At 39.4% G+C, this 15,643-nt stretch carries 13 protein-coding genes; 5 read left to right on the top strand and 8 right to left on the bottom strand.

The genetic code is table 11. From position 1 onward, the window contains the following. Positions 1–8: 8 nt before the first annotated feature. Positions 9–308 (bottom strand): hypothetical protein, encoded by a 300-nt coding sequence (locus IHV77_RS10555; RefSeq protein ID WP_194811911.1) that lies wholly within the window; start codon positions 306–308, stop codon positions 9–11. A 4-nt stretch (positions 309–312) separates the two neighbouring features. Further along, positions 313–882: a VOC family protein gene (locus IHV77_RS10550; RefSeq protein ID WP_194811910.1), complete on the bottom strand. Its 570-nt coding sequence runs from the start codon at positions 880–882 to the stop codon at positions 313–315. Positions 883–960: 78 nt separating this feature from the next. On the opposite strand from IHV77_RS10550, the gene argS reads away from it, so the two are divergent. Then, on the top strand, positions 961–2,694 hold the full coding sequence (argS, locus tag IHV77_RS10545) for an arginine--tRNA ligase (RefSeq protein WP_194811909.1): 1,734 nt from the start codon (positions 961–963) through the stop codon (positions 2,692–2,694). 41 nt (positions 2,695–2,735) lie between these two features. Here the strand turns inward: argS and IHV77_RS10540 are convergent, their stop codons facing one another. From IHV77_RS10540 to proQ, 5 genes are all read right to left on the bottom strand, one after another. Continuing rightward, complete coding sequence (locus IHV77_RS10540; RefSeq protein ID WP_194811908.1) at positions 2,736–3,362, bottom strand: MBL fold metallo-hydrolase; 627 nt, start codon at positions 3,360–3,362, stop codon at positions 2,736–2,738. 56 nt (positions 3,363–3,418) lie between these two features. Further along, the gene (locus tag IHV77_RS10535; RefSeq protein WP_194811907.1) at positions 3,419–3,979 is read right to left on the bottom strand and encodes a YcbK family protein; all 561 of its coding nucleotides are present in this window, start codon (positions 3,977–3,979) and stop codon (positions 3,419–3,421) included. A gap of 70 nt (positions 3,980–4,049) precedes the next feature. Then, a complete protein-coding gene (locus IHV77_RS10530; RefSeq protein WP_194811906.1) occupies positions 4,050–5,510 on the bottom strand; it encodes a L,D-transpeptidase family protein in 1,461 nt (486 codons plus the stop codon). A gap of 63 nt (positions 5,511–5,573) precedes the next feature. Beyond that, the gene (gene prc / locus IHV77_RS10525) at positions 5,574–7,634 is read right to left on the bottom strand and encodes a carboxy terminal-processing peptidase (RefSeq protein WP_194811905.1); all 2,061 of its coding nucleotides are present in this window, start codon (positions 7,632–7,634) and stop codon (positions 5,574–5,576) included. Positions 7,635–7,660: 26 nt separating this feature from the next. Further along, positions 7,661–8,299, bottom strand: coding sequence for an RNA chaperone ProQ (gene proQ, locus IHV77_RS10520; protein WP_194811904.1), 639 nt, complete (start codon positions 8,297–8,299; stop codon positions 7,661–7,663). A gap of 210 nt (positions 8,300–8,509) precedes the next feature. On the opposite strand from proQ, the gene IHV77_RS10515 reads away from it, so the two are divergent. The 3 genes from IHV77_RS10515 to IHV77_RS10505 all read left to right on the top strand — a co-directional run bounded on the left by IHV77_RS10515 (position 8,510) and on the right by IHV77_RS10505 (position 13,076). After that, positions 8,510–9,772: a paraquat-inducible protein A gene (locus IHV77_RS10515; RefSeq protein ID WP_194811903.1), complete on the top strand. Its 1,263-nt coding sequence runs from the start codon at positions 8,510–8,512 to the stop codon at positions 9,770–9,772. Further along, positions 9,747–12,425, top strand: a complete 2,679-nt coding sequence (locus IHV77_RS10510) for a PqiB family protein (protein ID WP_194811902.1) — start codon at positions 9,747–9,749, stop codon at positions 12,423–12,425. Before IHV77_RS10515 ends, IHV77_RS10510 begins: the two co-directional genes overlap by 26 nt. Positions 12,426–12,731: 306 nt before the next feature. Further along, on the top strand, positions 12,732–13,076 hold the full coding sequence (locus IHV77_RS10505) for a hypothetical protein (RefSeq protein WP_194811901.1): 345 nt from the start codon (positions 12,732–12,734) through the stop codon (positions 13,074–13,076). A gap of 66 nt (positions 13,077–13,142) precedes the next feature. On the opposite strand, the gene IHV77_RS10500 is transcribed toward IHV77_RS10505, so the two are convergent. Next, positions 13,143–13,994, bottom strand: coding sequence for an endonuclease/exonuclease/phosphatase family protein (locus tag IHV77_RS10500; RefSeq protein ID WP_194811900.1), 852 nt, complete (start codon positions 13,992–13,994; stop codon positions 13,143–13,145). A 103-nt stretch (positions 13,995–14,097) separates the two neighbouring features. Here IHV77_RS10500 and IHV77_RS10495 point away from each other — a divergent pair, with 103 nt between their 5' ends. Further along, positions 14,098–15,423: a cation:proton antiporter gene (locus IHV77_RS10495; RefSeq protein WP_194811899.1), complete on the top strand. Its 1,326-nt coding sequence runs from the start codon at positions 14,098–14,100 to the stop codon at positions 15,421–15,423. Positions 15,424–15,643: the final 220 nt, after the last annotated feature.

The raw sequence follows: 15,643 nt of genomic DNA, 5'->3' as shown, positions 1-15,643 counted from the left end.
TTTAAAAATTAGATTGGTTTTCTTGGAGACCACGTAGAGATATTTTTTAAACCTTTACCGTCATCTGATACTTTTACACAAGCACCTACAACTAAAGTTGAGTCATATTTGTGAGTAACAGTTTCGGTTTCACCTTCTACTTTATATGAACAATTATTTTTACGAATAGTTAATTGAAGGTTTTCCCCTTGCATTTCGCTAAAAATTACCTGACCTTTATAAGCGTTTTCATCTTTTTGATGATTTGATGAGCAAGCCGCTAAACCTAAGCTTAATAAAGCGGCAAATGCTAACGTTACTTTTTTCATTGTGCTAAACCTCGAGTACTTTTTTAATAGAGTAAGGGTGAACTTTAATGCAAGTATGATTCATTGTTTTATCTACAAAACTCACTGCAATAGAAGGATTAGGTAAACGCTCGCCTTCTACTTTGGGTTCACTCACTTTAATTGTTAGTTGGCTCACACGTTGCCATAAAAAATGATTGTAAATCCTTTCTATCCAATCTTTCGTCGATTCATTTGAGAGAAAAGGAATCACAATCTCAATATGTTCCCAAGTTTCTTGAGGATATTGCTTCTTTTTAGGAAACGGCAATTCAATAATATCAACAAGTTGCCCTGCAAAGGCAAGGGGCTTTTCTAATTGAATTAAATAGATCGGCCGCCCATTGACGATATTATCGGACAAAATTTTACCGTACTTTAATAAAAGTGTCAGCCGGTTTTTTGCATTTTGTTCACTATTCACTCGTAAAGCAAGATGATCGATCTCATAATCGGACAAATTCACTTTCATCACCCTTGCCAACGCTTGAATTTTGTTTTCAAAATCCTCTAATTCTTGCTCAAGTGCGGTCAAATTTTCGTTTAATTTTATCATTTTGTCTCTTTGATAAATCAGCAAAGAACGGTATCATAGCCGATTATTTTTAGAATTCAATTTTGAACGAGGAAAACCTTGAATATTCAATCTATTTTAGCCGACAAAATCAAACAAGCGATGATTACAGCCGGTGCGGATCAATCCTGTGATGCACTTGTTCGCCAATCAGGAAAACCCCAATTTGGCGATTACCAGGCGAATGGCATTATGGCAGCGGCAAAAAAGCTGGGCTTGAATCCACGTGAATTTGCACAGCAAGTATTAGAGCAAGCGAATCTTTCCGATATTGCGGAAAAACTAGAAATCGCCGGCCCCGGTTTTATCAATATTTTCTTAACTCCTGCTTGGCTTGCAGAACAGGCCTCATCAGCACTTACTCAACCCCATTTAGGCATTAAAGCAACAGATAAACAAACCGTTGTCGTTGATTATTCTTCGCCGAACGTCGCCAAAGAGATGCACGTCGGGCATTTGCGTTCTACGATTATCGGCGATGCCGTTGTTCGTACACTTGAATTTTTAGGTCATCACGTAATCCGAGCAAACCACGTGGGGGATTGGGGGACTCAATTCGGTATGCTGATTGCCTATCTTGAAAAAGTGCAAAATGAACAGGCCGATGAGATGGAACTTCACGATCTAGAAGCCTTCTATCGTGAAGCCAAAAAGCATTATGATGAAGATGAAATTTTTGCAGAAAAAGCCCGTAATTATGTTGTGAAATTACAAAGCGGTGATGAATATTGCCGTGCAATGTGGAAACGTTTAGTCGATATCACGATGCAACAAAACCAGCATAATTATGATCGTCTAAACGTTACTTTAACGGAAAAAGACGTAATGGGTGAAAGTCTTTATAATCCAATGTTACCAAGTATTGTTGAGGATCTGAAAAAACAAGGTTTAGCCGTAGAAGACGAAGGTGCATTGGTTGTTTATTTGGACGAATTCAAAAACAAAGAAGGCGAACCGATGGGGGTCATCGTGCAGAAAAAAGACGGCGGTTTCCTTTACACCACAACGGATATTGCCGCAGCAAAATATCGCTACGAAACATTAAAAGCAGATCGTGCCTTAGTTTTTTCCGACACCCGTCAAAGCCAACATATGCAGCAATCTTGGCTAATTACCCGTAAAGCAGGTTATGTACCGGACAGTTTCTCTCTTGAGCATAAAAACTTCGGTATGATGCTGGGTAAAGATGGAAAACCCTTTAAAACCCGTACCGGCGGCACAGTAAAATTAGCTGATTTGTTAGATGAAGCCATTGAGCGCGCAACCGTCCTAATCAATGAAAAAAACAATAATTTATCCGAAACTGAAAAATCTGCGGTGATTGAAGCGGTGGGAATCGGTTCAGTGAAATATGCGGATCTTTCTAAAAACCGCACGACTGACTATGTGTTTGATTGGGACAATATGTTAAGTTTTGAGGGCAATACCGCACCTTATATGCAGTATGCCTACACACGTATTCGCTCTATTTTCAACAAAACAGAGGTAGATTTGACCGCACTTTATAATGCGCCATTATTATTAATCGATGAAAAAGAACGGACCCTCACAATCAAACTTCTACAATTTGAAGAAGCGGTACAAACTGTCGGGAAAGAAGGTACGCCACACGTGCTTTGTGCTTATTTGTACGAATTAGCCGGTGTCTTTTCTTCATTCTACGAGCATTGCCCGATTTTAAATACAGAAGATGAAGCCGTGAAATTAAGTCGTTTAAAACTTGCTTTACTCACGGAAAAAACCTTAAAACAAGGTTTAGATTTACTTGGAATCAAAACCGTTGAAAAAATGTAAGAATTAGCGAAGAACAAAGGCACTAAAAAGTGCCTTTATTTTTACTTCAAGAAAGGATTATTGATTTTTTCACGTTCAATCGTTGTATAAGGTCCATGGCCGGCAATGATGATCATATCATCATTCAATTTGAACAGTTTCTCACGGATTGAAGCAATCAGCTGCTCATAATTTCCACGCGGAAAATCCGTTCTCCCAATTCCTCCTTGGAACAGCACATCGCCGGTAAAAGCGACTTTTTTCTCTTGTTCAATAAACCCGATATGTCCCGGCGTATGCCCCGGTAAATGTAGAATATCGAATTTAAAATCACCGATTGTTAAAATTTCTCCCTCATTTAACCAACGATCAGGTAAAAATGCCTCAATATGAGGTAATCCGAAACGTTTTGCTTGTTCAGGAAGCGTTTCAAAAAGAAAACGATCTTCTTCCTGAGCCCCCCAAATTTCTACACTGAAATGTTTCTTTAACTGCTCGGCAGCCCCAACATGATCAAGATGGGCGTGAGTGAGTAAAATCACCTTTAGATTTAAACTCAACTCTTCAATGCGCTGAATCAGTCTTTCACCTTCACCACCCGGATCAACAATGATCGCATTTTTTTCATCATCCCAAATTAAAGAACAATTTTGCTGAAATGCCGTTACGGGGATAATCTCAATATTCATCTTTTCTTCCTCATAAACAAAAACCGCACCAAAGTGCGGTTAATTTTCTTATTATTTTACACCCCACGCCAAGTTCTCGCCGGGCCGGTATCAATATGAACAAAATTACTGCGTGGGTAAAATCCTACCCCGCCATTGTTCAGTTTTTCTGCCGTTTGTTTAATTCTGGCAAGCGGCGCACCATCAATACGAAAATCAATCGCCTTACCTTTCACATGATAGCTATTACTCGCTACACCGCGGCTTTGGCGATGACGCATTGCATTTGTCGCCGCAGAACGATAACCACAAATAATTTGGATCTCTGCAGTTTGTAATCCTAAATTACCTTGGATACGATACAATTTCATAAATAAATTAGGATCCATACGATGGACTTGATTCGTTCGTTTATCACGCATGAAATAATCAAGTTTTTTTAATATCGAAACATTAAAACCGGTACCGGGTGAAAATGCGGCACTTAAACGTTCACCGGTATTAACATTACGAAATGCCAAAATACGGGGTTTCGGCGTAGAAACCATCGCAAGCACAGAATTAGGCAACATACCTGCCCCTAATATGATACCGCCGAGAGAAAGCCATTTTCGACGTTCATAATTAATCTTACTCATTACTTTTTTCTCTGTTGTCAGTTTATTTCAACTAAAAATAGTGAAATAGTGAATTAAAACCTTTTCAAGATTACAAATATTTTTTCACTGTATTCCAATCAATATCAATGCCGCCAATAGCATTGTCATATTTATAAATATCCGGTAATACTTTGGTCTGACCATTATCAACCCAAGCCGTTACGTAGTATAAAAACACCGGATTGTCAGAACGAACAACGGCCGATGTTGTTTTCTTACTTGCTAATACATTTCTCTTACGTTCTTCCGACCAACCCGCTTCTTTTAACAAAATACCCGCAAGCTGAGAAGATTTCTCCACTCGAACACAACCGGAACTTAACGCACGATCCTTACGAGAGAAAAGGTTGCGATTAGGCGTATCATGCAAATAGATCGCATCGGAGCTTGGCATATTAAATTTATAATTACCCAGCGCACTATCTCCTGCCGCTTGACGAATACGGTATGGGAAATGTTTACCGATGGCATTCCAATTAATCGAATAAGGATCGATTTTATTACCTTTGCTATCTAAGATGCTGTAATTATGCGCTGCCGCATAACCCGGATCACGTTTCAATTTCGGAACAATATCTTCGTTAACCAAACGAGTCGGTGCGTTCCAAGGCGGATTCACCACAACATTACTCAATTTACTGTACATCACAGGAGTCCGACGTTCATCTTTCCCTACAATGACGCGAGATTCCAACTCGAGACGACCATCGCGATAATATCGCAACTGATAACTTGGGATATTCACGAAAATACCATTATAAAAATCAGGAATAACGCGTAAACGTTGGGCGTTAATCGCTAATTTTCTTCCGGTAGGCGTTAAACCTGAAGCGGAAATCATTGAAGGCAAGGCTTGGATAGTTTGACGATAATGTGAATTATTGGTGGATAAACCTTTTACATAAGTCAAAACATCATTATTTTTAACCGCACTTAACCATTGTTGGATTTGCTCATCACTCGGCGCTTGCGGTTTATAAGAACCCGAACCGTACAACCAACGCTGGGCTTGTTGATTGACATTCATACTGTAATAAACATAATCCAGAAACGCATCGCTTAAAAGCGCATCATAAGTCAAACCGCCACTTTGCTCTACCCGGCTTAAATTTTCCAAAGATTGCGCAGAGGCTTTAGAAATACCGCTTGCCACCATCGCAGCATATTCACGGAGAAATTGTTTTTCCGCCGATTTATCCTGCCATAATAATTCATATTTATTCTCGGCATAAAGTTTTGCCAAAACCGACTTAAATTGTAAATGATGTTCGCCGATTTCATGAGTAAGCGACATTTCAAGCATTGCTTGCTTTTCTGCGGCCAAACGCGCTTGATCTTCTTTCATCTCGGCTTCTAATTTCGCACGTTCCTCAGGTGAAAGTTTCGACATATCAATCGTCGGAGTAGCCGACGTAGAGGCTTGTTTTGCCCAATCAGCCAAAGCGCAGCCCGATGTTATCATTGATAAGGGTAATGCCAATACACCTAATTTGATACAACCTTTCAACATAAAAGTTCCTTTAAAGATTTATAGAAAAGATCGCGTTTTATTCAAACGCGATCAAAAAAATTATTATTTTTTATCCGATAGCTGAAGATTTGTCTCTGTTTTTTCTTGTTTTATACTCAGTTTTATCAAATCTGCAACCATTTTCTCCGCTTCTTTCAAGAAGAAATCCGGTGCCTCATAATCTTTCGGCAAATTATCAATATCTTTAAGCGGCTTTTTGCCTTCACGTTTAAAACGCTCATTGATATCTTTCAAACGTCTTGCTTCATCTTGATCATTTTCCGCTTTGCGTTCCTGATAATTTAAAGAAAGAAATTTACGATCACGACGTTCATCACGGATTTTCAATTCCTCATTCAACGCAATAAATTCCGGATCTTTCGCAATGCGCGCCAAATGATTTTTATTTAATTCCGGAATATATTGATGAACATTGCCTGCTTCAGAATAAGTGGCCTCAGGAATTTTATCCCAAGGCAACGCATTATCTTCTTTTTCTTCCCCATTTTCTTTCGCATCAATAATTTCAGGGAATTTAATATCGGCAGCAACACCTTTTAATTGTGTTGACCCCCCGTTAATACGATAGAATTTTTGGATTGTATATTGTAAAACCCCCAGCGGCGTTTGATCCAAGTCATAAACGAAATTCAAAGAACGACTTTGTTGAACCGTACCCTTACCAAAGGTATTTTGCCCCACCACAATTCCGCGGTTGTAATCTTGCATTGCCGCGGCAAAAATCTCTGAAGCCGATGCGCTAAAACGGTTAATCATCACAATTAACGGGCCTTTATATTGCTCCGCCCGATCATCATCTTCGTGAACACGAATACGTTGATAAGCGTCACGAACTTGCACCACCGGCCCATCAGTAATAAATAAACCGCTCAATGCAACAGCTTCGGTCAATGCTCCCCCACCGTTCTCGCGTAAATCAACAATTAAGCCTTTAACCTGCTTTTTCTCGGCTTTCGTTAATAATTTTTTCACATCCTCCGTTAAGCCGATGTAAAAGCTTGGAATTTTAATAACACCGACATTTTCACCTTTTACTTTTTCAACGGTCAATTTCGCAGCTTGATCTTCAATACGTACCTTATCACGAACTAAAGTGATAATCCGTGATTTGCCACCTTTTGCCGGTTCAATCTCCAAGCGAACTTTAGTGCCTTTTTTACCTTTGATTTTGTCAACAATATCTTCTAGACGCCACCCGATGATGTCTTCGATTTCCCCTTTTCCTTGACCCACACCAACAATTTTATCGCCGGCTTGAATTTTTTTACTGCGTGCAGCCGGGGCACCGGGTACAAGAGATTTAATAATGGTTTCATCATCTTCCGATTGCAAAGTTGCACCGATACCTTCTAAAGAAAGGTTCATACTTTCATTAAAGCTTTTCGCTGTACGTGGTGCAAGATAGCTTGTATGCGGATCGATCTCACGGGCAAAAGCATTTAAGTAAACCTGAACAATATCATCCGCTTTGGTTTGGGTGAGACGGCGAATAGCCAAATTATAACGTTTGGTGAGTTTATCTTTAATCTCAGACCATTTTTTATCTTTTAATTTCAGGTTAATCACATCATTCTTAACACGCTCTTCCCAAAGGCGATTCGCCTCTTCCTCTGTTTTTGGAAAATTCGCTTTTTCACGATCGATCTCAATTTGATCCTGACCATCCAAGCGAGGTTCCTTATCCAATAACGAAAGGGCGTAAGCATAACGTTCATAACGACGTTTCATCATCAAATCATAAATAGCGAAAGCTGCGGAAAGATCACCTTGGTTTAACTGATCATCCAATTGCGAGCCGTATTTCTGACGTAATGTATCAATATCCGATTGTAAAAAAGTGTTACGGCTATAATCTAAGCTTTTAATGTAACGATCAAAAATCTTTTCAGAAAAGGCATCATCAAGTTGAAATTTACGATAGTGAGATTGCGTTAAACGTGTTGTCGCACGCTTTGTCGCAAGTTGGTTTTCTTCTGTGGCAGAAGGAATATTTATATCACTTGGCTTCAGCTTTGGCGCAACAGCAAAACCAGTACTTGAATGAAAAAGCAACGCACTTAATACCGCCGTTGCCAAAATATTTTTGGTCATTATCAATTTCATTTGCCCTTTCCGATAAGAAAATAACATTATGCGAATAAACGATCAGCCGTAATATTCATCACTAAACCGTTTTCAAGCTCAACACGTGCCGATTCTTTTAGAACCTCAACAACAGTTGCTTTTTTAGCATGCTCGCCCACTTTCACTTTAACGATTGAACCTTTAGAAAGTGTGGAAAAATCAACCGCACTTAATTCAATTTTCGGTTTACGTGCTGCTTTCGGGTTATTCGGACGGCGTGGTTGACGCTTTTGTTGCGCTTTTTTCGCAGCCAATTCCGCTTTACGTTTTTCCGCAAATTTTGCTTTTGCTTCAGCAAGTTGCGCCGCAGCATGTACAACGTGTTCCGCCTCCAACACGCCTGCCGGATTACCGTATAAATCTACTCGTTCCGCACCTTCGCGACAACCATGTAAATAACGCCAGTTTGATGTATATTGACGAAGAGCGTGGCGCAATTGGGTTTTGCTTACACGCTCATCATCTTTTAACGCTTCGGCTAAATCTTGAAATAAACCGATTTTTAACGGTTTGGCTTCCCCTTCCAAAATAAAACAAAGTGGAAATTTTTCTGCTAAATAGGCAATGATTTCTTTATTATTCGTTAGCTTTTGAACATCTAATGATGTTTCCGAAATTTGAGCGTCGAGTTGAGAATCTGTCATCTGTTGTCCTAGAATTGAAAATAAAAACCCATGCATTTTATCGCACTTTTATGAGAATTGACAATGATTCGAACAGGCTTGGCCATTAAGTTTTTCTCTCAAGGAGCCAATTTTAATAAACCTTCACGCATTTAACTTCACAAATAGGGAGGGTTCAGACTAAAATACGGCTTTTTCCGACCGCACTTTTATTCGTAAAAAGAGACAATAATGACGACGATTCCGAATTTATCCAATGCCAGCTATAAAATTACCCGTTGTGGGGAATGTGATGAGATCGTCTCTATTATTTATCCTTTGCCACAAAATGAACACGCGGAATGCCCACGCTGCCATCACACATTAAGCACAACGAACCGTTGGTCATTGCATCGCTGTGCAATGATTGCATTATCAATTCTTATTTTAATGCCTTTTGCACTAAGCTTTCCTCTATTAAGTATTGATTTACTCGGTGTAAAAGTCGATGCCTCTGTGTGGGAAGGCATTTGGAAAATGGCAACGGCAGGCTATGAATATACCGCTTTTTTAGTTTTTATTTGTGCCGTATTAATGCCGATTTCCTTTGCAATTTTAGTCTTAATGCTGTGGTTCTCAAAATTACTTGGGATTCGTCCGCGTAATGTTCTACTGTTTTTAGGTTACATTAAACCTTGGGTTATGTTTGATGTATATCTCGTAGCACTGGGCGTATCTATGTTTAAAGTCCGTGAATATGCCGCTCTGGAAATCGATGTTTATTTAATTGCTTTTGTATTTACGGCTCTTTTAACAACATTATTATTTATCAAAATCAATTTAGACGAACTCTGGAATGACTTTTATCCCGAACATAACAAAACCTATTCAAACCTTGAACATATTGAACTATGCGCTTCTTGCAATTATTCTTTCCCCCATTCGGCAATAAAACGTCAGTATGGATATTCGACTTGCCCTCGCTGCGATTCTCGTTTAGATTTACCCGAATCCATAAAGTTGCAACGTGTTTGGGCAACACTTATCGCCGGTATCGTCATGCTTTTCCCGGCTAATCTTCTACCGATTTCCGGTGTCTATTTAGCAGGAGCATTATCAGAAGATACGCTTATGTCGGGTGTGATATCATTTATCGAGATGAAAAGCTACTTTGTTGCCTTTGTCGTTTTTTTCGCCAGTATTTTTGTCCCCATTAGCAAAATTTTAATTATGCTTTATTTGCTTGCTTGCGTTCATTTCAATTGGCGACACTCCATAAAATGGCAAATGCGTTTATTACATATCGTTCATTTTGTCGGACGTTGGTCAATGCTCGATTTATTTGTTCTTGCATTAATGATGTCACTTGTTACACGCGGACAAATTATTAATTTTACTGTAGGCCCGGCGGCTTTTTATTTTGGTGCAGCCGTTTTTTTAACAATGATTTCAACCTCACAATTCGATAGTCGATTTATTTGGAAAATTTATGACCGAAAAACAACAAACGAATAAAGAAGCCTCAAATTCGCTTTCAAACGTAGATTCGCAATATAAAACCGTTAAAGCGGTTTTACGTAAAAATAGAAAGGTATCGCCATTTTGGCTCTTGCCTTTTATTGCCCTTTGTATCGGTGCAATTTTATTTTTTCAAATCGTGGAAGAGCAAGGCAAAAGTATAAAAATCACCTTCACTAATGGTGCCGGTTTAGTGGCGGATAAAACGCCAATTCGTTATCAAGGCTTACAAATCGGTGTCGTGAAGAAAGTAAACTTTACCGACAACATGCAAAAAGTGGAGGTGATTGCGAATATTTATCCGGAAGCAACCGGCGTGCTGCGTGAAAATACAAAATTTTGGGTGGTGCAACCAAGCGTTTCCCTTGCCGGTATTTCAGGGTTAGACTCCCTTGTTTCCGGAAACTATATTACGCTACAACCGGGGGACGGCGAGAGTGAAGATACTTTTATCGCGCAAGAAAAAGGGCCTATTGCGCAGGTTACCCCGGGCGATCTACTCATTCATTTAACCTCCGATGATCTAGGTTCAATTTCTATCGGTGCATCGGTTTATTTTAAAAAATTACCGGTGGGTAAAATTTATGATTATCGAATCAATGAAAACAACAAAGTAGAAATTGATGTGGTTGTTGATAAAGAATATTCCCATTTTGTGAAAAAAGATTCGCGTTTTTGGAACATCAGCGGTGTAACTGCCAACATTAGCCCTGCCGGTTTAAATTTTAGTATGGAAAGCGTTAATGCGATTGTGCAAGGTGCGATTTCCTTTGATTCCCCGGCAAATAGCCCGAAAGCGGAAGAAAACACGACTTATACGCTTTATGCCAACTTACAGGCGGCAAAACGCGGTATTGAAGTTGAAGTGACCATTCCGACTTTGAGCGGATTAGAAGCCGATCACACAGGTGTGTACTATCAAGACCATAAAATCGGTATCCTTTCCTCTCTTACTACGGTGGAAAACAATAAAGATATGCTGAAAGGCACATTATTAATCGATCCTAATCAAGCCAATTTATTAAAAACCAATTCACATATTATTTTACGCAATAGAAAACCGAATCTTGGTGATTTAACAAATCCGCAACGTTTCTTCCGTGGCGATTATTTAGAAATTATCCCCGGCGATGGTCAAGAAAAATTACAATTTAATGTCATTAAAGAAAATGAATTACTGTTAAAAGAACCGAATACACTTGTGGTGAAACTTACCGCACCGGAAAGCTACGGCGTGTCCGAAGGACAAAATGTGTATTACAACAACATTGCTATCGGTGAAATTGTTAAACAAAAAATTGATGTGGATGGTGTGGAATATGAAATTGCCATTGCAGCGGCATATCGTAATTTAATTAATCCTAATACCCTTTTCGTGGCGGCATCAAACTTTGATGTAAGTCTCGGCGTGGATGGAGTTCGCTTTGAATCCGCTCATCCGGAAAAATGGTTGCAGGGCGGCATTCGGATTATTGCGAAAAAAGGCTTGGGAGAGGCACTCAACAGTTATCCGCTTTATAAAGACGCACAAAATGCAGAATCAGGCATTACGGGCAAGTTGGTTGAACCAAGTATCACCTTAAAAACATCAACCTTGCCAAGCATCAATAAAGGCTCTATTGTGCTTTATCGACAATATGAAGTAGGAAAAATCACAAACATTCAGCCGCAAACCAACCATTTTAATGTGGATGTTTACATTTATCCGCCTTACAAACATTTACTGACAGATAAAAGCCTATTCTGGGTAGAAAGTGCTGCACAAATAGACATCACGCCAAAAGGAATCAGCATTCAAGCGACCCCGATTGCCCGATCATTAAAAGGTGCGATTAGTTTTGATAATAGCGGAACCGGGAAAAACAAAACCCTTTATTCGAACGAATTACGTGCAAAATCAGCCGGACAATCGATCACCCTTATCACAGATGATGCCGGCAATCTTAGCAAAGGAATGAATTTACGCTATCTAGGCTTATCAATTGGTGAAATTGAAAGTATTACACTGGATACAAAATCACACAAAATCATCGCCAAAGCACTCATCAACCCTGCTTATATGGGAATGATTGCAAAAGAAGGCTCAACATTTAAGATCATTTCACCGCAAATTTCAGCCGGTGCAATAGAAAACTTAGATAGTCTTTTACAGCCTTATATTGATGTAGAGATAGGGAAAGGAAAAACTCAAACGCAGTTTAATCTCACACAAACATCGGCAAACCGCAGTAAATACAACAACGGTGTGCCTTTTATTCTTGAAACAAACGATGCGCTGAACCTTACCGAAGGTTCACCGGTACTTTACCGTGGTGTTGAAGTCGGGACAATTCGAAAATTCGACCTAAACAGCTTAGGCGATCGCGTGTTAATTCACATTGTTATTATGCCGAAATACCAACACCTCGTACGTAAAAATTCCGAGTTTTGGATATCATCAGGCTATGATTTCAGCTTAGGCTGGAAAGGGGCGGAATTTAATACCGGCAGCGTACAACAATTACTAAAAGGCGGCATTTCATTCTCAACGCCATCAAGTCATATTGTTCAACCGCAAGCTTCTGCAAACCAACGTTTCTTATTACAAATTAAACGCCCGGCAGAATCTCCGACATGGAACAGCGGTGCCTTGCCTTCTTCAAATCCATAAGGATTTCTGACCGCACTTTAATCAACCTCAAAATGGAGGTTGATATACACTTTCAGTTTGAGCCGAGTTTATCCGGCTCAAATTTTTACTTTTGGTCTCCCCGCCTACATCTCATTAAAATCAAAAAAACCACAAATATTTTGATGATTTCCGTAAACTTTAGTGTTAGTCTAGCGCCCCGTTTTTTCTGCGTAAAAAACAAAGAAGCCAGCGTTCATCAAATACGACAATAAACAATTAGATGACGCGCCCTTGAACGGGTGGCTTATTACGCGAATATGATCCTTGACAAATAGAGAGAAAATAATGAAGAAAACAACTATTTTTCTGACCGCACTTTTACTGGCAGGTTGTGCGGTTTCCAACGAAACGCCCTCCAACTCACGCAAACCTTTTAATATCAACGGTTATGAAAAACGCTTAAATATCGCCGCTTGTAATGATATAGACGATTGGTATTTAGACGGGTTCGGTGTTGGGCAAAAACACGCAGCCTACAAACAAAAAATCTTAGCTCAACGAATCGCTTATTGCGGAAAAGTTGAAAAAGCTGCAATTCAGGCGTGGGAAGACGGCTTTAAAAAAGGTACGATAACGACGGTGAAAAAAAGCAAACGAACAGTCAAAAAAACCAAAAAACGTAAGCGTTAATGTTCCCCAAAAAATAAAAGCTCAAACAAAATTTGATTTGAGCTTTTGTACTTATCAATACAACCCTCACTCTTTTTGAATATCCATCTCAAACTCCCCCCAAATCGGCGAATGATCGGAAGACACTACCCGTTCCGTTTTTGAGGAAAGCATCTTCATTCCTCTCACGAATACATAATCAAGCGGATTACCCAAGAAGCGCACACGCTCATCTTGCGAAAAAGAAACCTCATTTAAACCGAATTCTTGGATAAATTCGTTTAAGATGGCTTTCCGCTCTTTATTCCAAGCATTAAAATCTCCCGCCAAAATGACCGCACTTTTAGGATTATCAAGCAATGAGAAAATCTTTTTCAACTGTGTGCGATAGGCCTCCGGTTGCCATTCAAAATTAATCAAATGAACATTCACTACCCATAATTCACCACCATTTTTAAGCGAATATTGTGCTGCATTTGCCACTTTGGGAATATGAATCCAAGGTTCAGGCTGCGAAATGCCGCAATAGCGTTTAGGTATCGTTTTTGAAAATGTTTTCACGCCGTAGGCTGTCCCTTGATAAGCAAAGCTTGAAACAAAAAGTGCGGTTGAAAATGAAGGTAAATTTTGCTGCGGTGTCGCTTCTTGTAACAATACAAAATCCTGATTTCGTGCAAAACGTGTTAAATCTTGCTGCCATCCTTTATCCGCCTCTTTATGTATGTTCCAGCTCAATAAACGAATATGTGTTTTTTCTAAGGGCGGATTCAGTGCCTCATTAATAAAACACGACGGATTTATCCGTTTAAAATGATTTTGTGAGGTACTTTTTAGCATAATTTGAAGAGATTCAAAAATATGCAATCCGCTAACACGATAAGCTCCTATTGCAATACCCATTAAGAGTAAAAATGCAAAAATTTTATTAATCTTTTTCATTATTTTATTTCTCTCAAAGCAATCTTTATAAATAATAGCAGTTTACTTATACTAGGCAACCGCTGAATCTCCATCAGATAATCCTTTTATTTAGGAATAATATATGAACATTTACACATACCTCTGCTTTCTCACCGCTATCGCGATTTTAATCAGTTTTGTTACGCGAAAAATAAACGACAATATTCAATATACAATTGCCATCACCGCCACTTCAATGGTCGGTTCGCTAATATTGGTCTTATTAGGCTATTTGAACTGGTTTAATTTGGACGATATTGCAACTAAAGTGATTGAGCGAATTGATTTTAAAGAATTTCTACTTAACGGAATCTTAGGTTTTTTATTATTTGCCGGCGCCTTGGGTATAAAATTACCGGTACTTAAAAATCAAAAATGGGAAATCACTACTTTCGCCCTCTTCTCCACTTTTGCTTCCACTTTTTTTATTGGCTTTTTATCATACGGCGTAGCCCAACTGTTCGGTTGGCACATTGATTTAATCTATTGTATTTTATTCGGCGCATTGATCTCGCCTGATGACCCAATCGCCGTACTCGCGATTATTAAAAACTTGAAAGCACCAAAACGGTTATCAATGCAAGTAGAGGGAGAATCTCTATTTAACGATGGTATCGGCTTAGTGATTTTTACCACCGTTTTTGCCGTTGCATTCGGCGGACAAGAACCGACTGCCGGCGGTATATTACACCTTTTCTTTAAAGAAGCCCTCGGCGGTATCGTATTCGGCTTTGTCATCGGCTTAATTGCACATTATTTAATTTCCGCCACGGATGATGGCTCATTGGAAATTTTATTAACTTTAACCATTCCTACGGCGGGTTTTATGTTGGCAAATCTGCTCCATGTTTCCGGTGCGCTTGCAATGGTCGTTTCCGGTATACTAATCGGTAACTGGACACGTTATACCGGCTTTTCAAAGCAAAGCCAACGCTATTTCGATCATTTTTGGGAAATGATCGATCACTTTCTTAACTCTTTATTATTTATCCTAATCGGTTTGGCGATTTTACTGATTAACGTTTCATGGCAAGGCTTAATTTTAATTGTTCTCGCTATTCCTATTTGTCTGGTTTGTCGTTACGCCAGCGTATGGCTACCTTTCCAAATAATGAAACGCTACCGCAAATATAACCCTTACACCCTACGGGTTCTTACCTGGGGAGCCTTACGTGGCGGCCTCGCGCTTGCTATGGCACTCTCCATTCCTATGGGAAAATCTTATATTGAAGGGCTAAATATGGATGTGCGGGATCTGATTTTAGGTATGACATACGCCGTGGTTACTTTCTCTATCTTAGTACAAGGTATGACGATTGAAAGTATGATCCGCAAGTCTAAAGAAGTGATTATGCGCGAACGCGGTTATAACGGTGTGGGATTAGCAAAGGATCAAAAGAATAAATAACAATCCGCCATAAAAAAGTGCGGTCAAAATGACCGCACTTTCTCGGTATTATGTAGCAATTGCACAAAACATCGTAAATACCATCGTTCCTGTAAGGTGGGCAAATTTTTGCCCACCTTTCTAATTACGATATTTCAATGGTGGGCAACTAGTTGCCCACCCTACCCCAAGAAATATCAAAGCGCTTTGTGCAACTGATACATAATACCGCACTTTCTTC

This window comes from Rodentibacter haemolyticus (genome assembly GCF_015356115.1).
Classification (GTDB): Bacteria; Pseudomonadota; Gammaproteobacteria; order Enterobacterales; family Pasteurellaceae; genus Rodentibacter; species Rodentibacter haemolyticus.
The sequence above is the reverse complement of the archived record's forward strand: the minus strand, read 5'-3'. Positions and strand labels throughout refer to the sequence as shown.

Coding starts and splice junctions, on each gene's coding strand:
- prc (WP_194811905.1), bottom strand. CDS start 7,634: ATGAAATTGATAATGACCAAAAATATTTTGGCAACGGCGGTATTAAGT.
- IHV77_RS10500 (WP_194811900.1), bottom strand. CDS start 13,994: ATGAAAAAGATTAATAAAATTTTTGCATTTTTACTCTTAATGGGTATT.
- IHV77_RS10550 (WP_194811910.1), bottom strand. CDS start 882: ATGATAAAATTAAACGAAAATTTGACCGCACTTGAGCAAGAATTAGAG.
- IHV77_RS10555 (WP_194811911.1), bottom strand. CDS start 308: ATGAAAAAAGTAACGTTAGCATTTGCCGCTTTATTAAGCTTAGGTTTA.
- IHV77_RS10505 (WP_194811901.1), top strand. CDS start 12,732: ATGAAGAAAACAACTATTTTTCTGACCGCACTTTTACTGGCAGGTTGT.
- proQ (WP_194811904.1), bottom strand. CDS start 8,299: ATGACAGATTCTCAACTCGACGCTCAAATTTCGGAAACATCATTAGAT.
- IHV77_RS10510 (WP_194811902.1), top strand. CDS start 9,747: ATGACCGAAAAACAACAAACGAATAAAGAAGCCTCAAATTCGCTTTCA.
- IHV77_RS10540 (WP_194811908.1), bottom strand. CDS start 3,362: ATGAATATTGAGATTATCCCCGTAACGGCATTTCAGCAAAATTGTTCT.
- IHV77_RS10495 (WP_194811899.1), top strand. CDS start 14,098: ATGAACATTTACACATACCTCTGCTTTCTCACCGCTATCGCGATTTTA.
- IHV77_RS10530 (WP_194811906.1), bottom strand. CDS start 5,510: ATGTTGAAAGGTTGTATCAAATTAGGTGTATTGGCATTACCCTTATCA.
- IHV77_RS10535 (WP_194811907.1), bottom strand. CDS start 3,979: ATGAGTAAGATTAATTATGAACGTCGAAAATGGCTTTCTCTCGGCGGT.
- IHV77_RS10515 (WP_194811903.1), top strand. CDS start 8,510: ATGACGACGATTCCGAATTTATCCAATGCCAGCTATAAAATTACCCGT.